At 51.5% G+C, this 21,305-nt stretch carries 18 protein-coding genes; 6 read left to right on the plus strand and 12 right to left on the minus strand.

All coding sequences use genetic code 11. From position 1 onward, the window contains the following. Nucleotides 1-37 precede the first annotated feature (37 nt). Nucleotides 38-928 (plus strand): recombination-associated protein RdgC, encoded by an 891-nt coding sequence (locus R2083_RS03365; protein WP_317530072.1) that lies wholly within the window; start codon nt 38-40, stop codon nt 926-928. Between the two features lie 21 nt (nt 929-949). Here the strand turns inward: R2083_RS03365 and R2083_RS03370 are convergent, their stop codons facing one another. The 7 genes from R2083_RS03370 to R2083_RS03400 all read right to left on the minus strand — a co-directional run bounded on the left by R2083_RS03370 (nt 950) and on the right by R2083_RS03400 (nt 9,154). Then, complete coding sequence (locus R2083_RS03370) at nt 950-1,648, minus strand: DUF6781 family protein (protein ID WP_317537514.1); 699 nt, start codon at nt 1,646-1,648, stop codon at nt 950-952. Between the two features lie 42 nt (nt 1,649-1,690). Further along, nucleotides 1,691-3,007 carry a serine--tRNA ligase gene (gene serS / locus R2083_RS03375; RefSeq protein ID WP_317537515.1) on the minus strand — a complete coding sequence of 439 codons (1,317 nt, stop codon included), beginning with the start codon at nt 3,005-3,007 and terminating at the stop codon, nt 1,691-1,693. 36 nt (nt 3,008-3,043) lie between these two features. Beyond that, entirely contained in the window at nt 3,044-4,378 is a 1,335-nt protein-coding gene (locus tag R2083_RS03380; RefSeq protein ID WP_317537516.1) for a replication-associated recombination protein A, read from the minus strand. Further along, entirely contained in the window at nt 4,356-4,982 is a 627-nt protein-coding gene (lolA, locus tag R2083_RS03385; RefSeq protein WP_317537517.1) for an outer membrane lipoprotein chaperone LolA, read from the minus strand. Before lolA ends, R2083_RS03380 begins: the two co-directional genes overlap by 23 nt. Nucleotides 4,983-5,035: 53 nt before the next feature. After that, a complete protein-coding gene (locus R2083_RS03390; RefSeq protein ID WP_317537518.1) occupies nt 5,036-7,333 on the minus strand; it encodes a DNA translocase FtsK in 2,298 nt (765 codons plus the stop codon). A 178-nt stretch (nt 7,334-7,511) separates the two neighbouring features. Continuing rightward, nucleotides 7,512-8,381 carry a GGDEF domain-containing protein gene (locus R2083_RS03395; RefSeq protein ID WP_317537519.1) on the minus strand — a complete coding sequence of 290 codons (870 nt, stop codon included), beginning with the start codon at nt 8,379-8,381 and terminating at the stop codon, nt 7,512-7,514. A 281-nt stretch (nt 8,382-8,662) separates the two neighbouring features. Next, complete coding sequence (locus tag R2083_RS03400; protein WP_317537520.1) at nt 8,663-9,154, minus strand: RDD family protein; 492 nt, start codon at nt 9,152-9,154, stop codon at nt 8,663-8,665. 299 nt (nt 9,155-9,453) lie between these two features. On the opposite strand from R2083_RS03400, the gene R2083_RS03405 reads away from it, so the two are divergent. The 3 genes from R2083_RS03405 to R2083_RS03415 are packed head-to-tail and all read left to right on the plus strand — an operon-like array spanning nt 9,454 to nt 11,348. Beyond that, the gene (locus R2083_RS03405) at nt 9,454-10,161 is read left to right on the plus strand and encodes an energy transducer TonB (protein WP_317537521.1); all 708 of its coding nucleotides are present in this window, start codon (nt 9,454-9,456) and stop codon (nt 10,159-10,161) included. 3 nt (nt 10,162-10,164) lie between these two features. Continuing rightward, on the plus strand, nt 10,165-10,926 hold the full coding sequence (locus R2083_RS03410; protein WP_317530081.1) for a MotA/TolQ/ExbB proton channel family protein: 762 nt from the start codon (nt 10,165-10,167) through the stop codon (nt 10,924-10,926). Between the two features lie 2 nt (nt 10,927-10,928). Continuing rightward, nucleotides 10,929-11,348, plus strand: coding sequence for an ExbD/TolR family protein (locus R2083_RS03415; RefSeq protein WP_132425422.1), 420 nt, complete (start codon nt 10,929-10,931; stop codon nt 11,346-11,348). Between the two features lie 44 nt (nt 11,349-11,392). Here the strand turns inward: R2083_RS03415 and R2083_RS03420 are convergent, their stop codons facing one another. From R2083_RS03420 to R2083_RS03435, 4 genes are all read right to left on the minus strand, one after another. Beyond that, a complete protein-coding gene (locus tag R2083_RS03420) occupies nt 11,393-13,900 on the minus strand; it encodes a cation-transporting P-type ATPase (RefSeq protein ID WP_317537522.1) in 2,508 nt (835 codons plus the stop codon). A gap of 201 nt (nt 13,901-14,101) precedes the next feature. Next, on the minus strand, nt 14,102-14,257 hold the full coding sequence (locus tag R2083_RS03425) for a hypothetical protein (protein ID WP_317530083.1): 156 nt from the start codon (nt 14,255-14,257) through the stop codon (nt 14,102-14,104). 364 nt (nt 14,258-14,621) lie between these two features. Next, nucleotides 14,622-15,923: a deoxyribodipyrimidine photo-lyase gene (locus R2083_RS03430; protein ID WP_317537523.1), complete on the minus strand. Its 1,302-nt coding sequence runs from the start codon at nt 15,921-15,923 to the stop codon at nt 14,622-14,624. Between the two features lie 26 nt (nt 15,924-15,949). Further along, entirely contained in the window at nt 15,950-16,858 is a 909-nt protein-coding gene (locus tag R2083_RS03435; RefSeq protein WP_317537524.1) for a TIGR01777 family oxidoreductase, read from the minus strand. A 404-nt stretch (nt 16,859-17,262) separates the two neighbouring features. Between R2083_RS03435 and R2083_RS03440 the strand changes: the two genes are divergently transcribed. Beyond that, nucleotides 17,263-19,029 (plus strand): DUF262 domain-containing protein, encoded by a 1,767-nt coding sequence (locus R2083_RS03440; RefSeq protein WP_317537525.1) that lies wholly within the window; start codon nt 17,263-17,265, stop codon nt 19,027-19,029. Between the two features lie 269 nt (nt 19,030-19,298). Then, nucleotides 19,299-20,090, plus strand: a complete 792-nt coding sequence (locus R2083_RS03445; RefSeq protein WP_317530087.1) for an adenosylcobinamide-GDP ribazoletransferase — start codon at nt 19,299-19,301, stop codon at nt 20,088-20,090. Here R2083_RS03445 and zapE read toward each other — a convergent pair. After that, nucleotides 20,087-21,298, minus strand: a complete 1,212-nt coding sequence (gene zapE / locus R2083_RS03450; RefSeq protein ID WP_317537526.1) for a cell division protein ZapE — start codon at nt 21,296-21,298, stop codon at nt 20,087-20,089. The genes R2083_RS03445 and zapE overlap by 4 nt on opposite strands. Nucleotides 21,299-21,305 lie beyond the last annotated feature (7 nt).

A 21,305-nucleotide genomic window follows, 5' to 3' on the forward strand; every position in this document is an offset into this window, starting at 1 on the left:
AGTACTCAACAGATCAATCGATTAACTGACAAAAACTATGTGGTTCAGAAATATACAAGCTTATCGTATTACCAGTGGAAATATAACCCCGGATAGCCTGGAAGAGGCGCTTTCCCAGCACGCGTTGCAGCCCTGCATGCAAATGGAATTGCAAAGCCGCGGCTGGCTGACGCCGCGTGACGAGCAGCCGAATTTTGTGCATGCCTATGGCCAGCATTGGTTGATTGCTTTCGGGGTGGAGAAAAAGCTATTGCCCGCTGGGGTGATCAACCAGCATGCGAAAAACCGTATCGTGCAGATCGAGCAGATGCAAGGTTACAAGGCGGGTAAGAAACAGGTGCGCGATATCAAGGAAGCGACCATCGTCGAGTTGCTGCCGCGTGCTTTTGCGCAGCGCCATAAAACCTACGCTTGGATCGATGCGCTGAATAACCGGTTGATTCTGGATACGTCCAGCAGCCATAAAGCCGAGGAATTCATCGAAGTGCTGGTGAAAACGGTGCCCGGAATTACGCTGGCGCCGCTGGAAACGAAGATCTCGCCGTCATCGGCGATGACGCGCTGGCTGACGGTCGATGGCGATTTGCCGTCGATTTTTACCGTCGACCGCGATTGCGAGCTGCAAGGGATGAGTGATGAGAAGGAAACTATCAAGTACTCCCATCATATTTTGGAAGCAGAAGAAACCGCGCGGCACATCCGCGCCGGGAAAAAGGCGATCAAACTCGCCATGACATGGGATAGCAAAATCTCGTTTGTGCTGCAGGACAACTTGCAACTGCGGCGCATTGCACCGCAGGATATTCTGAAGGAATCCACCGAGAGCGCAGAGGAATTATTCGTCAGCGATTTTACCATCATGACCGGCGAGCTGAGCCAGCTGATCACGGATGTTATCGATGCGCTCGGTGGTGAAGATCACAGCTAACGCAGCTCAGCTGGCTTGTTGTTAGTGTTTGCCGGTTTTGGTTTGATCCTTGATTCCCGACAGTACACCGCTGGCGGCTTTGCTGACAATATCAGCTGTCTTTTGCGCCAGACTGGCGCCGGTTTCCACTTGCGCATTGCCAACCGACGCGATCTGCTGCGCAAAAGTGGCTAAGGTTTCCTTCAGTTGCGAGCCTACGTTAGTGCCGGTATTTCTGGCATGGTGGCTCAGATCGAGCAGCACATCGGCAATCAGTCCTTGCGCTGCGGTGGCGGTGTGATGCAGCGTCTCCACGAACAAGCTTTCGAGGCTTTCCAGTTCGGAACGGGTGCGCGCCAATTCGGTATCGGAGAATTTTTTCGCTTGACCTGCCGCTTCTTCGACGGCCAGTTTGGAAGCTTCGGCAAATCTTGCCAACGCTGAATCCAGTCCGGCCACGGCATCGGTAATTTGTGATTTGGCCGCCTGGGTTTGATTGGCTGCTTGCTGCAATTGCTGTGCCGCGCCATCGTGTATCCCTTGCATCACGGCCGTGATGATGCGCCGCAACGATTCCGGATCGACGTTTTTCGCATTCATGGCTTTTAGCGTTAAGCGGTGCACCGTTTCCTGAATATGCGAACCGCTGGCGATGGCTTCACGCACTTCGGCTTCCAGTGTTTTGATATCGTTGTCGCTGCCCGGGGTGTTATTAGGCTCATGGGTATTTTCATTGTGCATGATGACGTGTCCTATAAGAAGGTGAAAAGATGAGGTCCGTTTTCATTGTCCTCTGCTACTTGCGAGTTGGTCAAGGCCATTCATGTAAGGGCGCAAAACTTCCGGGATAGTCACGCTGCCGTCGGCGTTCTGATAGTTTTCCAGCACCGCCACCAGCGTGCGCCCGACGGCCAGGCCGGAGCCATTCAACGTGTGCAGCAGCGCCGGTTTGCCGTTCTCGTTGCGGAAACGTGCTTGCATGCGCCGCGCCTGGAATGCTTCGCAATTGCTGCACGAAGAGATTTCGCGGTAGGTATTCTGCGCGGGCAGCCAGACTTCGATGTCGTAGGTTTTGGCCGCAGAGAAGCCCATATCGCCGGTACACAAGGCCATGACCCGGTACGGCAGCGCCAGCTTTTGCAGAATTTTTTCCGCGTGGCCGACCAGTTGCTCCAACGCTTCGTACGATTGATCGGGGTGGACGATATGCACCAGCTCGACCTTATCGAACTGATGCTGACGGATCAGCCCACGCGTGTCGCGCCCGTAACTGCCCGCTTCGGAGCGGAAGCAGGGCGTATGCGCCACGAATTTCAACGGCAGCGCTTGCAGCGGCACGATGTCATCGCGCACCATGTTGGTGATCGGGACTTCGGCGGTGGGAATGAGATGGAAACCGGCGGCGGGCGCTTCACCGGGAGCATTTGCGCCACCGGCATGTACGGAAAACAAATCTTCCTCGAATTTGGGCAACTGTCCGGTGCCGCGCAAGCTATCGCGGTTGACCAGATAGGGCACATAGGTTTCGGTGTAGCCGTGTTCCTGCGTGTGCGTATCCAGCATGAATTGCGCCAAAGCCCGGTGCAGGCGCGCCAGTCCGCCTTTCATCAAACTGAAGCGCGCGCCGCTGAGTTTCGCGGCGGTTTCAAAATCCAGCAATCCCAAACCCTCACCGACACTGACGTGATCCTGGATGGCAAAGTCAAATGAACGCGGCGCGCCCCAGCGGCGGATTTGCACGTTGCCGGTTTCGTCTTTGCCTTCCGGTACACTGTCATGCGGCAGATTGGGGACTTCCAGCAAGATTTTTTGCAGCTGCTGTTGAATCTGCTCCAAGTGATCTTCCGCTTTTTTTAACGCTTCGCCCAGATGGGCGACTTCGGCCATGATGGCGGAGACATCTTCCCCTTTGCTTTTGGCATGGCCAATTTTTTTCGACGCCGAATTACGCTGCGCTTGCAATTCCTGGGTTTCAGTCTGGACTTTTTTCCGTTCCGCTTCCAGGGCATTGAACGCTTCCACGGGAAAGGCGTAACCTCGTTTGGCCAACTGCCGGGTGACAGTGTCCAGATCGGTGCGTAATTGTTGAATTTCTAACATGCAAAGACTCCAAAAATAATCGATAGAAACAGATGGCTATATTTTATGCTTGGCTTTCTCATCCAGGTTGCGCAAATAAGCCAGTTTTTCCCGGATTTTCTGCTCCAGGCCGTAAGCGGTCGGCTGATAAAAACTGACTTCGGGCATATCTTCTGGAAAATAATTCTCTCCCGCAGCATAAGCTTCCGGGCAATCGTGCGCGTAGCGGTAGGAATCGCCGTAGCCGATATCCTTCATCAGTTTGGTCGGCGCATTGCGCAGATGCACCGGCACGCGACGCGATTTATCGTGAGCGACAAACGAGCGGGCCTTGTTGTAAGCCAGATAAGCGGCGTTGCTTTTCGGCGCGCACGCCAGATACAAGGCCGCTTGCGCCAGCGCCAGTTCGCCTTCCGGGCTGCCCAGCCGCTCGTAGGTCTCGCACGCATCGAGCGTCAAGCGCAGAGCACGCGGATCGGCCAAGCCGATATCTTCGGTGGCCATACGGATCAACCGCCGCCCGATATACAACGCATCGGCGCCGCCATCCAGCATGCGGCACAACCAGTACAGCGCCGCATCCGGCGAGGATCCGCGTACCGATTTGTGCAATGCGGATATCTGATCGTAAAACGCATCGCCGCCTTTATCGAAGTTGCGATTATTGCGTGACAAGGTATTAACGATCGTATCCTTATCGATATGCGTGATGGCTCCGGTTTCCGCCGCAGTATGGACTTGCTCGAGCAGATTCAACAAACGCCGGGCGTCGCCATCAGCAAATTCGATCAGCAAGAGGTGTGCGTCATCAGTGAATTGCAGATCACCCAGCGCCAGTTTTTGCGCACGCTCCAGGAGTTGGGATAACTCTGCTTCCGACAAGGCAGTCAGCACATAAACCTGGGCGCGCGACAGTAACGCGTTATTGACTTCAAACGATGGGTTTTCCGTGGTGGCGCCGACAAAGGTGATCAATCCTTGTTCGACATACGGCAGAAAAGCATCTTGCTGCGATTTGTTGAAACGATGCACTTCGTCGACAAACAGGATGGTATGCCGTCCGCTTTGCTGCAACGTCAATTCGGCTTGCTCGATGGCGGCGCGGATGTCCTTGATGCCGGATAGCACGGCGGATAGCGCGATAAATTCGCTGTTGAATTCGGTCGACATGATGCGCGCCAGCGTGGTTTTGCCGGTTCCCGGCGGACCCCACAAAATCATCGAATGCGGTTTGCCCGATTCAAACGCCAGCCGTAACGGTTTTCCGGCGCCGAGCAGATGGCTTTGCCCGATGATATCGTTCAGATGCTTGGGGCGTAATTGTTCCGCCAGCGGTACTTGAGGTTGATTCGGTGCGAACAGACCGGCTTCATTCACGGATGACGTCGGCATTTCCAGGCGGTGTGAATTGGAATAAATCGGCGGGTAGCGTTGGATTTTTGTCCAAATCGGAGAATGACAGAATGGTGGTCTGGCCGAAATTATCGCGTAATGCCATGATCTTGAGCACGCCATCTGGAGAAAAACCCATCTGGATGAACTCGAATGCGCTTTCCTTGCTTTTGGGAATGGCTTCGAGCCATTCCATCTCGTTTTGCACGCCCAGCTCAACCAGCTCAAAATTGTCTTCGATAGCGCTGCTGCCTGCCAACAGCGCAGCCGGGCTGCTGCCGATGGCGATATTGAAGGGCCGTTCGGTGACTTGATTCAGATCGCGATCATAAAACCATACCTTGCTGCCATCGCCAACGATCAATTGCTCGTAAGGTTTGTCATACGTCCAGCGGAATTTTTCCGGACGTTCAAATTGCATCGTGCCTTGCGATTCCTGCACCGTGCGGGCGCTTTTGTCGTACAGCGTCTGAGAGAAATTAGCGCGTACCGTGCGCGTTTGCTGGATGAAGCTTTTCAGGCTGTTGATGGCGGCTGCTTCAGCCCAGTGCGATATCAGACTGCTAACGAGCAGGAGAAAAACGAAACAGCTTGAGCGGGCCATAGTATTCCTAAAATGAAATGAGTGTATGAAGCACATGACGGCAGGGAAATTGTTCATTCGTTGCGTGCCGGAGCCAATACTTCCCGGTTGCCATTGCTTTGCATGGATGAGACCAGACCGGCGCGTTCCATGTCTTCGATAAGACGGGCGGCGCGATTATAGCCGATGCGTAAATTCCTTTGTACCAGGGAAATCGATGCGCGGCGGGTTTTGACGACGATGGCCACGGCTTCATCGTAAAGCGGATCGGCTTCGCCTTGCGGTTTTTTCAGTTCGGGCGAATCACCGCTATCGTTTTCTTCATCCCCGGCTTGCAGAATTTCCTCAATGTAATTGGGTTCGCCATGTTCTTTCAGATACTCAACCACTTTGTGGACTTCGTGATCGGCGACAAAAGCGCCGTGTATGCGTTGCGGGTAGCCGCTGCCGGGCGGTAAATACAGCATATCGCCTTGACCGAGCAGAGCTTCCGCGCCCATTTGATCGAGAATGGTGCGCGAATCGATTTTGCTCGATACTTGAAAGGCAATGCGGGTCGGAATGTTGGCTTTGATCAGACCGGTAATCACATCGACCGACGGGCGTTGTGTCGCCAGCAGCAGATGGATGCCGGATGCGCGCGCTTTTTGCGCCAGCCGGGCGATTAAATGTTCGACTTTCTTACCGGCGACCATCATCAAATCGGCCAATTCGTCGATCACCACGACGATGAGCGGCAGCTCATCCAGATATTCCGGCTCTTCTCCCGGCGGCAACAGTGGGTTAACGACGGGTTCTTCGCTTTTAGCCGCATCGCGTATTTTCTGATTGTAGCCGCTGAGATTACGCACACCCAATGCCGACATCAGCTTGTAACGCCGTTCCATTTCGCCCACGCACCAGCGCAGCGCGCTGGCGGCTTCGCGCATGTCGGTGACAACCGGTGTCAGCAGATGCGGGATGCCTTCGTACACCGACAATTCCAGCATTTTCGGGTCGATCAGGATCAGGCGGGTTTGTTCCGGCGTGGTTTTATAAATCAAGCTGAGAATGACTGCGTTGATCGCGACCGATTTGCCCGATCCGGTGGTTCCGGCGACCAAGGCGTGCGGCATTTTGGCCAGATCGGATACGATCGGACGGCCGCTGATATCCTTACCCAGCGCGATGGTGAGCGGAGAAGGGGAGTCGGCGTAGACCTGTGAGCTGAGGATTTCCTGCAAGCGCACGATTTGCCGTTTCGGATTCGGGATTTCCAACCCCATGCTGGTTTTTCCCGGAATGGTTTCCACCACGCGGATACTGGCGACGGACAAAGCGCGCGCCAGATCCTTAATCAAGTTGATGACTTGATTGCCTTTGACGCCCACGGCGGGCTCGATTTCATAGCGGGTGATCACCGGTCCGGGGAAAGCGGCGACCACTTTGACATCGACGCCGAATTCCTTGAGTTTGCGTTCGATCAAACGGGAGGTGAACTCGAGTGTTTCTTTGGGCAGCACCTCAAAATCTTTATCCGGCTCGTCCAGCAGATGCAAAGGCGGCAGCGGCGAATCGGGCAGGTCGGAAAACAGCGAAGGTTGTTTTTCTTTGATGATGCGCTGCGATTTGATAATTACCGTCGTGGGCGGTTCGATATGCAGTAATGGCGTGCTCTCTACGCGTTTTTTTTCGCTTTCGACGATTTTATCGCGCGTCCGTGCGGCAATGATACCGGCGAGTTTATCCTGCCGCGTTTCCCAAGTGTTTATCAGCCACAGCAGCGAATTTTCGACGCTTTCACCGATTTTCTCGACGAAGCGTACCCAGGACAACCCGGTGAACTGGCTGAAGCCGACGGCGATGAGGATCAGCAAGGTCAGTGTCGCGCCGGTAAAGCCGAGAATTTGCGACAGATAATGACTGATGGTGTTACCCAGCATGCCGCCCGGCATCAGCGGCAGGGCAATATTGATGGAATAAAACCGCAGTGACTCCAGCCCGCTGCTGGCGGCCAGCAGTAAGAAAAAACCGCCCAAGGTCAGAAACAGGGAATGACGGTCAAAAATGCCGGCGCTATCGATGCGGCGGTAGCTCCAGGCAATTGCGGACAGAAAGAATGCCACCCACCACCATGCCGATGCGCCGAATAAATACAGCAGCAAATCGGCCAGCCAAGCGCCGGCGTGTCCCCCGGCGTTCTGGATTTGATTGAAATCGCCGCTATGCGACCAACCCGCATCGCCGCGGTCGTAACTGAAAAATATCAGCACCAGATAAAGCGCCGCGCCCATCAGCATCAGCAAACCGGATTCCCGCAATAACCGGGCTACTCTGGGTGAGAAGGAATGGCCGCTTGATTTTTTGGCCATCGGCTTGTTTATTAAACTCATGGGTATCTCAGAAATGAATCATTGTGTCTGACGGATACGCTGGATTATATAAGAGAATGTGCAGTAATTTCTTTAATGCAGCAGTAAATGCATTTATTACTGTATTAACAGCGGGTATTGATGTGTGGTACGCCGCGCTTGGCGAGCTCGAACGTGCAAAAAGCACACGCTAAAAAGCTTAAACGGTGTCTGTCGATCTTGAGCGCGATAAAATGGCAGGAACCGTCGATTTATCTTTATTGACGATCTGCGGCAGCGTGGAAACCTGGTTTCCGCCATTCCGCTTTGCGGCAAATAGCGCATCTTCGGCACGTTTACACAATTTTAACTTGTTATCGGTTTCATCCAGCATGGCAATGCCGATGCTGACCATGATTTTGTTTTCAGTGTTTTTGTCCATTTTGGCGGAAACTTTTTTGCGCACCGATTCGCATACTTTTTTCGCCTCGCAGAGATCCGTTTCCGGAAATAAAATAGCAAATACATTGATATCAATGCGATAGAACAGATCGGTGATTCTGATATTGGTTTTGATCTCGTGAGAAATTTGTTTTATCGAATCATTCTTGTTTTTGTAATCGTAGTTATCGCTGAATAGCTTAAGCAGATCGAGATCGATGATGGCGATGGAGAAGCTCCGGTGATACCGTCTTGAACGTAAGATTTCGGTATCCAGTTCCGACTCAAAAGCTTGTCTGTTTTTATATCCGGTGATTGGGTCAATCAGCACCTGGGTCAGCAAAGTGGACATGTCGATATTCGTTTTTTTGATCTTGATGACCATCAATGCGGAGCAAACAATCAATAACAAAGTCAGCCCGCGATTAAACAATACGACATTCATCGGCATCAAAATACCGGGAGATTGATAAAAGCCAACGATGGTAAGAATAAACGTCATTGCGGCAATGCAATAGGTAAACCCGATTCCGCTCACCCAGAGGCTGGCGAATACCACCAGCACATACGGTACCGCAGCGGCGACTCCCAACGGCGTATTTAAGTCAATGACAAAAATGCACAGCATTAAAGCTATGACAATAAACATGTTTGCCTGAATTGCACATTCTCTGAATAGGACTTTCAAAGCGGCTGCTGCTGAGATAATTTGGCTACGCATGGTTTGTGTTTTAATTTGTAAAAAAGTCGGGTTGCTTATTTTACGGTTTCAGGGAATTAAACTTTATAACGAATAAATGCATAACTAAATTGATAACAATCAATTTATTATACATTCTTTTAAAAATTAGATTGTAAATTTCGCATATAAATTTATGCCAATAAATGAGAATTTGTCATTGCCTTGCCAGTAGTGATTGGGTCCGGCGATCACTGCTCCAATCGGATAATACGTGTTCCGGCTAACCGGTCATGAAGATACTGGCGATCGCGATCGAATAATGCCCAAATGAATCCGGAGCCAAAAATAAGAATGCTGATGAGTACGAGTTGATAGTAAGAAATAAAATGAATGGGAAAGACCCAATCGATAACGACAAAGATGAATATACCCATTAAAGAAAATAAGTAACGGGTAATGGCCTGTTTTTTTGTCAGGCCGCGGCCATCCGCGGTGACAAGCCGCATCTTCCAGGTTTGCATCGCGAGCGTTTGTCCGCCATGGGTCCAGAACCAGGTAAAGTAGTAGCCCATGATGGCAAACAGATAGCATTGAAAAAGCGGCTTGAAGTAAGCAGCTTGCGTGTCGGCGAAAATAAAATGAAAAATGAAACTGGCGATAAATAAAACAGCCAATATCAAAAGAAAATCATAAATCAGGCAGACGATGCGGCGCCAGAAACTAGGTGTGGAATAGGTCATGTTAATTGTTGTAAATGAAAGTGATGAAACCATCCGCGCGATGACTGCAAATGAATCGTCCAGAATCGATCACATTGTATGTTGAAATGGAATTTAATATAAGCTTTGGTTATTGATAATTATTATCGTTTTCGTTAAAATGTTTATTTGACTGGCTTAATCTGAATCAATGCGCGTTTAATTGCAGTGTAGCGTAGTTCTCAGGGATTGTTGCCGGTGAGTCAAAAATCAAAATCAGCGGTATCCGGCGTATTTTAGATCAAGTAAATAAGAAGTTTGTCTGATTTGTCTATTCTGTAATGCATTCACTATCCCGGAAAAATATTGACTATTTAGGGCAGCAGCAGCACTTTATTTCATTACCTGGGCTGTTGTTTGTACTCGTTGTCCATGCCGCGCTATTTTATTTTTTATGGCATCAGCGTTTGATTCCAAACCCGGAACAGGCACTGACATTGTTTGCCGAATTGATCACACCACCCGCGCCGGTTACGCCGCCTAAAGCATCGCCCGAACCGGCGCCGGTTAAGCTCCAGCCGGTAAAGAAGCCGGTGGTCAAACCAAAACAGGAACAGCTGGTAGCGAAATCCCCGAAAGTCTCCGAAAAGAAACAAGCAGAACCGGCGCCGAAACCGGTGCAAGAGCCGGTGACCGAGCAGGTGACAGCAGCGCCGCCCGTGGTTGAAGCGCCACCCAAGCAAATGCCAACAGCACCAGTGGCTCTGTCTTCGGAGTTGTCGGTATCCTGTCCCAAATTAACGCCACCCGAATATCCTGCCATTTCCCGGCGCATGGGGGAAGAAGGGAAGCTGGTGTTGCGTGTGGAATTGGATGAAAACGGGCATATCGATAATGCCAAAGTGCTTAACAGCAGCGGCTATGAACGGCTTGACGCTGCCGCGCTGAGCGCGGTGAAGAGCTGGCAATGCAATCCATCGTTGCGTGACGGCCAGCCGGTCCGGGCTGTTGCCTTACAACCCTTTAATTTTGTACTGCAAGGAAATTAATTCATGGAACAAGGGCTTGGTTTTTCTCATTTTCTCGATCAGATTGACGGCGTAGGCATGAGCGTGCTGGTGTTGCTGCTGTCGCTCTCGGTGGCGAGCTGGTATCTGATCATCACCAAAAGTATCGCCAATTTGATGGCAAAACGCCGTGCCGAGGCATTTTTAAAACACTTCTGGAGTTTCGATTCGTTGGAGGCGGTGCATGTCGAATTCAGAAATGCCGCGCCGGATAACGCCTTTGCGGAGCTTGCCAAACTGGGCATTGACGCGGCGGCTGATTCCAAAATCCACAGTTCGCACAAATTGGCTGCCGCGGGTGGAACCAGCGAGTTTCTGACACGGACCTTACGTAACGGTATCGATCAGGAAGCGACGCGGGTTGAAAACGGCCTCACGTTAATCGCAACAGCCGGTTCGGCCGCGCCTTATATCGGTTTGTTTGGAACCGTCTGGGGTATTTATCACGCGTTGATTCAGATCGGACTTTCCGGTCAAGGCACCTTGGACAAAGTGGCCGGTCCGGTCGGCGAAGCGTTGATCATGACCGCGCTGGGGCTGGCAGTGGCCATCCCGGCGGTGCTGGCTTATAACGCTTTTGTCCGCCGTAACCGTATCTGGCTCGCGCGCTTGGAAGCTTTTGCGCATGATCTGTTCATACTGATCACCGTCGGCGATAACAATGAACCGCCGGAAGCCGCATCGCAATCGGCAGTTACGGCTGCAGTTCCCGGAACTGCCGATATCGCGATTGAAAGGGGGCAATAAGAATGGCGTTCGGAAGCATGCAGGATAGCGGGCGCCAGGCGCCCATGTCGGAAATCAATGTGGTGCCGCTGGTGGATGTCATGCTGGTGCTATTGATCATTTTCATCATCACGGCTCCGCTGCTGACGCATTCCGTCAAAATCGATCTGCCGAAAGCGGAAAGCAATCCCAATATTACCCAGCCTGAACATGTCGAGCTGGCGATTCGCGCGGATGGCAGTCTTTTCTGGAACGGTGAGCCGGTGTTGCAGGAACAGCTGGCACCGCGCTTTGCCGCAAAAGTAGCACAAGCACCCAATACCGAATTGCACATTCGCGCCGATAAGCTGGCGCATTACGAACATGTCGCCCGGCTCATGAGTATTGCCGCCAAGTCTGGTTTGACAAAAATCGGTTTTATTACCGATCCGTCCGAGCAGTAAAAGCAGTTCAAGGCCGATGATGCAGATCTGCATCACCGGTTAAGTTAATCGCTACGTTGTTGGGAGGGTATTTTTTGCTTTTGAAAGATACTCAATCCATCGGCGCGGCCGAGCAAAGTCAATGCCGCAGCGATCATTCCGCTGGCAATAACCAATAACCAATCGTCAACATGCAGCGGTGCGAGGTGCAGAAATCCGGCCAGCGCAGGGATCTGCACCAGCACGTATGACAATCCAATGGTGAGGCTGACGATGTACCACGCAGCACGTGAATGCATGCGGCTCAACACGGTAGTGATTCCAATGCTGGCAGCGATCAAGGTCACCAATGCCATCGCACGGGCATGATCGACATCGTATCCAGCCCCCAGGCTGCGGATGTAAGCCAGCGTCACGATCACAGTTATGGTTAATCCCGCCAATCCCATCACGAACCACTGCCAACTGCTGAAAAAGCGCAATTGCTTTGAGGGCGGCTGGTACACCAATTTTTTGTTGCCGGCTATCTCCTGAAATACCAGCATTGCAGTGGGATGAATGATGAGTTCCAGCCAGACGATATGAATGGGCAAATATAGCATCGGGTATCCAGCCAGCGGAATGAGCGCGGCGGTGAGCACGAGCGGTAAATGAATCATCAGCAGATATTGGAAGCTCAGCTGCAGGTTGGTGAATAATTGCCGCCCTTCGGCGATGGCTTGCACGATACTGTGGAAATTGTCGTCAAGTAACACGATCGCGGCGACTTCGCGTGCGCTGCGGGTGCCGCGTTGTCCCATCGCGATACCGATGTCGGCCGCTTGCAGGGCAGGTACATCGTTAATGCCATCGCCCGTGACGGCGACGATTTCTCCGCTGTTTTGCAGCGTTTGCACCAGTAGCAATTTTTGTGCGGGCACGGCGCGTGCGATCACATCGATGTTGCGCAGAACATCCGATTCACCGCGCGCCAACTGGGTTTGGATTTCATCCGCGGTTACCACCTGCGGTGTGGCTCCACCTAAACCGATTTCTCTGGCGATTGCGCGCGCAGTGGCGGGATGATCCCCGGTTATCATGATGATGCGGATCTGTGCATCGCTGCATAAGCGTACTGCTTCGGACACGCCTTCGCGTACCGGATCCTCGAATGCCAGTACACCGGCGAAAATGAAATCGCGGTCCGGTTCGCCGCCATGCCAGCTCGCGCCATCGATTGTCTGCCAGGCGCAGGCGATTACTTTGTGGCCGCTGCCGGCCAGCTCATCGACGCGTTGTTGCCAGCCGGTAAGTGCCGTTTCATCAAGCTTGCAGCGCGCCAGCACAATTTCCGGAGCACCCTTGACTACGGCGAGCAGCGCATCGTTGGAGCGAATGATGGCGGCTTCGCATTTGCGGTCTTCGGTAAATGGAAAACTGTCAACCACTGCGGCATGCAATGGTGTTGCCAGCGAATTGAGAATGGCCAGATCGACCGGATCGCTGGTTTCGTGGCGCGAGGCCAGCGCGGCAATTTCCAGCAAGCGCGCTTCGCTGAAACCTTGTGCCGGATAACGGTGCGATAACAGTAAGCGGCCTTCTGTCAGTGTGCCGGTTTTATCGGAGCAGATACAGGATACGCGGCCAATGTTTTCGACTACGACAGCGCGCCGTACCAGGGCTTGCCGCTTGGCTAAGCGGTAGACACCAACGCCGAGGAAAAAGGTCAGAACAACCGGAAATTCTTCCGGCAATGCAGCCACTGCAAGCGTTACCGCACTCAGTAGCGCATCCACTAAACCGTGCCCTTGCTCCCAGCGCACCCACGCTAAGCCCAAACAGATGACAGCGGCTGCAGCCAGCAGTATTGCGACGAGGTTGCTGACGGCACTTTGCAGCGGTGTGCGGGCATGCGTGCCGAGCATCGCCGAATGCACGATTTCACCATAGAGGGTTTTTACGCCGGTGAAAATAATGCGCAAGCGGACGTTTCCCTTTAACAGGCGCGTACCGGCAAATAGCCAGGATTCACTGGCGATGTGCGCGGCGTGTTCCTGATGTGGCAAAGCGGCTACGGCGATTTTACGTACTGGGAAGGCTTCTCCCGTCAGCAACGATTCATCGCATAATACATCGTCGGCATATTCGATCAGTCCATCGGCAGGGCATGATTCGCCCGAGCCGAGCAACACCAAATCGCCGGGAACCAGTTCTGCCGCAGCGATCCGCTGCTGTTGACTATCGCGTATCACGGTAGTTTGTGCTGTCAAACAATCGCTCAGGCTGGCAATGGATGCTTGTGTGCGCCGGTGCAGATAAGCATCCATACCGAGAAAAGGAATCAGCGCCACGAGCAGAATTGCGGCTTCGGTTAATTCTCCAACGATCAAAAACAACGCGCTGGTGCCGAGCAGGAACCATAGCATCGGATCTCGCAAGGTATTGCGAAGAATATCCCGCCAGCCCGTTGGCGGCATTTCAACGATGCGATTATCGCCATATTGCTGCTGGCGAATTTTTATTTGTGCGGAATCAAGCCCATCTTGCAATGAGCCGGGAATATTCAGACGATCCGGGGGCGCGTAGCGCAGCATCTTAAATGTTGATTCGGGTTGGCCTGAAACAGTATGGGTAAGCTACATCAAAGCAATTATTGTGAACGATAACCGCGCTGACTGATGTGACTGTTGCGAAAAGATTGGAGCTGTGGTGATGAGAATTGCTTCTCTGCATAATCCGCAATAAAAAACGGCTCCTCATAACTGCTAGGAGCCGTTTGATAATCGCTCAACCGATTATTTTTTACCGGCGTCGGCACCCAGTCTTTCGCCTGACTCAGGATCTTTATATAAGCTTGGCGGTTTGTTATAGGGTTTTGGCTCGCCACATCCAGCAAGTATGGCTGTGGCTGTAAATGCGAAAAAGACGATAGCTAAGAGTGAGTATTTCATGAAAATCTCCTTTGTTATTAAAATCAAAAATTGTTTATCAACAAATTTAATGTCACGTTGGAACTTAATCAGCTACAAGTCATATCCGGAATCTAATTCAGCATTAAACTATCTTTCGCAGAAAAAGACCTTTTTAGAAGATCAAATGATTGTGCAACCTAAGAATCTTCTAAACAAGATATGGTTTCATCACGAATAAGAAAATTACTTATTCCTAGTAAGGATAACACTAAAAAAAAAAGTATGGAATATATTACCAACTCTGCCAGCCTGGAAAATCAACCGTGGGCATAACGAATCAGTAAGTCGGTTTGCAGCCAAAAGCAATAATTCAGGAACAAAACCGGAAAGTTATGCCGTTCAGCTACCCTACGGCTCGTTGGTACGCTTGCAAGCAGCGTTCGCGCGCGAACGTGTGATCAACGATCGGTGCAGGATAATTTAAGGTATGCCAATCGCTCACCCAAGTTTGAATATACGCGAACTGTTTGTCGAATTTTTCCGTTTGCGCGCTCGGATTAAAAATCCTGAAGTAGGGCGCGGCATCAACCCCGCAACCTGCTACCCACTGCCAGTTGCCGACATTGCTCGCCATTTCATAGTCCAGCAATTTTTGCGCGAAATACGCCTCGCCCCAGCGCCAGTCGATGAGCAGGTGTTTGCATAAGAAACTGGCGGTAATCATTCTCACGCGATTGTGCATGGTGCCGGTTGCATTGAGTTCGCGCATACCGGCATCGACTAGCGGATAACCGGTGGTTCCTTCGCACCAGCGCTGGAATTCCGCCGCATCGTTGCGCCATTGAATACGATCGTACTGCGGCTTGAAGCTGCGTTGTGGCGTATGCGGAAAATGCCACAGAATCTGACTGAAAAACTCACGCCAGATCAATTCATTGCAGAAAATATCGCTACGGCTGAATGCATGCTGGAATATTTGCCGGATGCTGACCGTGCCGAAGCGCAGGTGCGGCCCCAGCAACGATGTGGCAGCTAGCGCCGGAAAATCGCGGTCGCGCGCGTAGTGCTGCAACATGTCGTGCTCCAACCGGTAAGCAGGGATGGCCATGGCCGAGCGGGTAAAGCCGATATCCGCTAATGACACGTCCGGCAGTGCTACATGTTTGATCAAATTGACCAATTTGGCCGTGGTCGCGTAAGGTGTCAACATCGTCTGGCTGTGCACCTTTCTCCATTTGCGCATGTACGGGGTGTATACCGTATACGCGCCGCCGCCATCCTTGCTGATCTCGTCTTTTTCAAACAGCACATGGTCTTTGTAGGTGCGAAACGCTACCCGCTGTGCTTCCAGCCATTGGCGCACAGCCTCGTCCCGTTCACGGGCGTACGGCTCGTAGTCATGGTTGGTGTAAACCGCGGCAACCGGATATGAACGCAGAATTTGCGCGAAAACTTCCAGTGGTTTGCCGTGATAGAGCGCGAGCGAACTGGCATGCTTTACTTCAAGCTCGGTACGCAAAGCTTGCAAAGTGTCGTGAATGAACGTGACGCGGGCATCGTCCTGCGGTAATCCGGCCAGAATGGCCGGGTCGAAAATGAAAATGGGTAAAACCGGGCGTCCCGATGCCAGAGCATGCGAAAGTCCGGCGTTATCGTCCAGACGCAAATCGCGCCGGAACCAAAAAACTGCAAGCGGGGTTGTCATGGTATTGTTCTGCCGGACCGGAAAATTCAGTGATGGTTAAATAAATCCGCCAATGCCGCCGGTAAATGATCGAATTTGAATTGAAAGCCGTATTCTCCCAGCAATCTTTTGGGCGCGATGTGATAACTGTTCAAAGCCAGCGCGGCAGCTTCGCCTAATGCCAGTTTCAGGATAAATGCCGGGGTAGGGAAGAATGCGGGCCGGTGCAATACGTCTCCAAACGCCGTTGCAAACTCACGGTAGCGCACCGGATGCGGTGACACGGCATTGACCGGGCCCCGGTAGCGGGTATCCAGTGCAGCATTGCAGTAGATCGAAACAATGTCCTCGAGATGTATCCATGGCAGCCACTGCTGGCCGTTGCCAACCGGTCCGCCCAAGCCCAATTTGAAAACCGGCAGCAATTTTTTCAGCATGCCGCCGTGACCGAGTACCACGCCGGTGCGAATGCTGACCCGGCGTACGCCCCTGCTTTCGATTCTTGCCGCTTCCTGTTCCCAATCGTGGCAAATGGTCTGCATAAAACTGAGCTGCTCAGGAACGGTATACGATTCATCATAGAGATCATCGCCAACACCCGGATAAATGCCGATGGCGGAGCCGCAGACAAAGGCCTGCAAACTATCCGGCGCAGCCGCGACCAATTTTCTCGTGCTGAGGATGCGCGAGGCATAAATCTCATGTTTGCGTGCTTTTGTCCAACGGCCTTCACCCAGATTCTCGCCCATCAGATTGATGATGATCTGGCAATCGTGCAGCGCTTCGGCGGGTACATCTTGCGTCGCATAATCCCACTCAAATGCGGGCACATTCAGCAGTTCGCTTGCCTTGCTGCAGTTGCGGCTCAGTACCGTTATGGTGTGTTGATCCTGCTGTAAACGCTGTACCAAATGGCGGCCGATAAACCCGGTTGCGCCGGTGATCAATATGTTCATTGTGCCATGCTCATGGGCAGATTAAAGATGAGCTCAGGATACACTCATTCCGGGGTTTTTTCAGTCCGCCGGTGCATTGAAACTGGTGGAAGGTTCTTACAATTAAAACAACTTTTGTCTGGAGTATCTGAGTGAGATGGCAAGGTATGCGGAGATGATGTATGACCATAGTTCATTGGTTTTACAAGAGATATTGTTTGGCATGATATCAATTGCAAGTAATTTTTATAGTGATGATTGGCGTGATTAGACGGGTTTGCAAGGCTTAGAAGTGTGTCAGTTAACTTTCAACTGCATTTAAAAGAGGCTGTGATGTTGAAAAAAACAATCGGGTGAAATTGATAGTGAACCATCGCAACTCATCAGATATTATTAATGCTGGTAGTCTAAAACCCGGAAAATATATGAGCGAACTCAAAACATGTTTTAAACGCGTTGATTATGACCTTGCAGGTTTATTGCATTACATAGACATAGGCGACATCGGTTTGCCAGACATCCAGCGTCCTTTTGTATGGTCCAATGCTAAAGTCCGTGATTTATTTGACTCGATGTATAGAGGTTTTCCAGTTGGCTATTTGCTGTTTTGGGCAAACCAAGCAGTGCAAGGTGTTAAGCAGATTGGCACGGGTGATAAAGCGCACCATGTACCGTCATTGCTTATTGTGGATGGCCAGCAACGTCTTACCTCGCTTTATGCGGTATTTCGTGGCAAAACGGTACTCGATGAAGATTACCAGGAACGGCGGATTGAAGTAGCTTTCCGTCCGCGTGATAGTAAATTTGATGTTGCTGATGCCGCCATTCGTCGCGATCCAGAGTGGATTGCAAATATTTCTGAAATCTGGTCATCAGGAAAATCGAGCAGGAAGCTGATCAATGATTTTATTCATCGGCTATCCAAAAAAACCCCCCTGACCGAAGACGAAGAAGAGGCAATATCACATAATCTTGACCGCTTGTTTGATTTGCAAAAGTTTCCTTTTACAGCTTTGGAAATAGCTCCATCTGTGGATGAAGAGCAAGTCGCAGATATTTTTGTGCGCATCAATAGTGAAGGTGTGAAGCTAAAACAGGCAGACTTTATTCTGACATTGTTATCTGTTTTCTGGGATGAAGGACGCAAGGCACTTGAAGATTTTTGTCGCCAATCTCGCAAAGTGCCAAGTCAGGGTAGCGGAGCTTCGCCGTTCAACTATTTTATACAGCCAGACCCAGATCAATTGCTCAGGGTATCTGTCGCTCTTGGCTTCGGGCGTGGGCGGCTAAAGAGTGTTTATCAGGTGTTACGTGGTAAGAACATGGATACCGGCGAGTTTTCAGCCGAAAGACGCGAATCTCAGTTCAAAGTGTTACAAGCGGCGCAAACGGAAGTATTGAATGTAACGAGCTGGCATCAGTTTCTCAGCAGTCTTGTGGGTGCCGGTTTTCGTGGCGGAGAAATGATCTCTTCGCAAAGTGCGCTGCTCTACGCTTATGCTTTTTACTTGATAGGTAGAAATCGTTTTAATGTTGTCGAACATGTATTGCAACGTCTAATTGGTCGCTGGTTTTTCTTCAGCGCTCTGACCGGGCGATATAGTAGTTCGCCAGAAACAGTAATGGATGGTGACTTGAACCGTGTGCTTGTAGTGACGAATGGTGATCTTTTCACCAAGATGCTGGAAGATATTATGGCTTCGGAGCTGACAAATGATTTCTGGGGAATAACGCTGCCCGCTAATTTGGAAAGTTCATCAGCTAGGAACCCTGAATTGTTTGCCTATATCGCTGCTCAAAACAAACTGTCTGCACCTGTTCTTTTCTCGCATAAAAAAGTGCCGGAGTTGCTTGATCCATCGTTAAAGTCAAATAAAAAGCCATTAGAGCGTCATCATCTTTTTCCGAAAGCTTGGCTTGCAGGGCAAGGTATCGATGATCTGAAAATTATCAATCAGCAGGCTAATTTCGCCCTCATTGAATGGCCGGACAATATAGACATAAGCGATACAGCTCCAGCAGAGTATGTACCGAAAATTCGATCCCGTTTCACTGATGAAGCATGGAAGTCGATGCACGAGTATCATGCACTACCGAAGGATTGGGAGACTTTGTCGTATCAGGATTTCCTTCAACAACGGCGGAAACTCATGGCTGCGATTATTCGATGTGGTTTTGATTCACTGAAATAATCATTACGAGCAAAAAGAAGGCAGCTATAGAATTGCGAATCCGCTAAAAGTAATGAGCACTCTACGAGATCACAAGATTAAAAAATACATACTCAATTCGCGCCCTGCCTCATGCTGCCCAAAACTAAAGTAACCGGACCTCCTCTGTTACTTTATTAACATGCAGGTTTGTCAGAAAAAATGACTTGATATAATGTGGTGTGGCTTGGATTCTGTTCCCTGATGCAGTCACTAGCGAAAAAAACCGGTTGCCGCTACACTCAACTCCCATGACGATCCCGTCGCACACTCCTTCTCCGAATCGCCCTTTTCTCCAGCAGGAATGGCGCAGCTTTTTACTCGCGATCGGTTTCTTTACGCGCATTCCAGTCCCCGATTTGCCGGATTTTCAAGAACAAGAGCTGAATCTGGCGGCCAAGTATTTTCCTCTGGTGGGCATCATGGTGGGGGCTTTTGCCGCCCTGGTGTACATGCTTGCCAGTACAGTGTTGCCGCAGGACATTGCCGTGCTGCTCAGCATGGTTGCCACTTTACTGCTCACCGGCGCTTTCCACGAAGATGGCTTGACGGATGCAATCGATGGTCTGGGGGGTGGCTGGGAAAAGGAACAAGTGTTGCATATCATGCAAGATTCCCGGATTGGCAGCTATGGTGCGGTGAGTATTGTCATGGCGCTGTTGTTAAAATTTACCGCGCTGACGCATTTTTCGCCGCTGCTGATACCGGCTGTGCTGATTGCAGGCCATGGTGTGAGCCGTTTTTGTGCGGTGTTGGTGATGGCGACGCAACGCTATGTGAAATACGCTGGCAAATCCAAACCGCTTGCGACCGTAATGCCGCCTACCCATCTGTGTATTGCCGCTTTATTCGGTTTATTGCCGCTGTTTTGGTTGGATTACTCCTGGTATTTGGGCTTAGTGCCGGTAGTGGCTGTCTGGGTATGGTTTAGCCTCGTGATAAAAAAGCGCATCGGCGGCTATACTGGCGATTGTTTGGGCGCGATGCAGCAGCTCACTGAAATCGCTTTTTATCTGGGCGTGTTGGCCTGTACGGCTATTTAACGTGTTGCATCAATGATTTTGCCGTGACCTCTGGTCAGATAATCTTCCGATTGCATTTCCGTCAAGCGTGAGACCGTGCGCTCAAACTCAAAACCGGCATCGCCATCGCTGTACAGCGAAGGCAGCGGCACGGCGGCGGAACAGAGGAATTTGACGCCATGTTCGTACAATGCATCGATAAAATGAATGAAGCGCCGGGCTTCATCGCTGTTTTCCTTGGTGAATTGCGGGATCGCGACCATGATGACGGTGTGATAGGCGCGGGCGATGGCGAGATAATCGGCGCTGCCGAGCGGATTTGCGCACAAGCGTTTAAACGAGAAAACGGCCACGCCGCGCGCCGCTTTCGATACAAACAAGCGGCGTCCCTGCACGATCAGTTCTTCGCTCGGCACCTTGGCGCGGTCCTCCACGCGGCGGTCGGTGAGGCGGAAGAATGCCGCCGATAACTGCGCAGTGGTTGCCGCATTGATGGGGAAATAATAGGTTTCCGCGCCTTGCAAGCGGTTGTAGCGATAATCGACCGGTCCTTCGAGCGGAATAATATCCAGCCTCTCCTTGATCTGCTCGATAAAAGGCAGAAAGCGCTGGCGGTTCAAACCATTCTTGTACAGGTCATCGGGTAGGCGGTTGGATGTTGCGACCACCACCACGCCCTGGGCGAACAATTCCTTGAACAGCCGCGTCAACACCATGGCATCGGCGATATCGGTGACTTGCAATTCGTCAAAGCACAAAAGTTGTGCTTCCTGGATGATTTTCCGCGCAATAAACGGCATGGGATCGTCATCGTTGGCGCGTCCGCCTTGCTGGATCTTTTCGCGTGCGGAAAGCTCGTGCCAGGCTTTGAGCCGTGCGTGAATATCCAGCATGAATTCGTGGAAATGCACGCGCCGCTTGGCTGTGACCGGCGCCACCGCATAAAACAGATCCATCAGCATCGATTTGCCGCGCCCGACACCGCCGTAGAGATAAATCCCTTTCGGCGCCGGTTTGCTGTTGTTTAGCCAGCCGAACAATACCGTCGATAAACGCGATCTGGAGCGCTCGCCGCGCGTGTGTCCGGCCGGGAGATCGATCAATTCCCGGTACAGACGTTCGAGTGCGGCTACCGCATTGGCTTGACCGGCATCCGGCTTCAGCTCGCCCGCTTCGATCAGGGCATGGTATTCCGTTTCGGGGCCGTTTTTTTGTGATGCTTGTGACATGGATGAA

Source organism: Nitrosomonas sp. Is35 (assembly GCF_033063295.1).
In the GTDB taxonomy this organism is placed as follows: Bacteria; Pseudomonadota; Gammaproteobacteria; order Burkholderiales; family Nitrosomonadaceae; genus Nitrosomonas.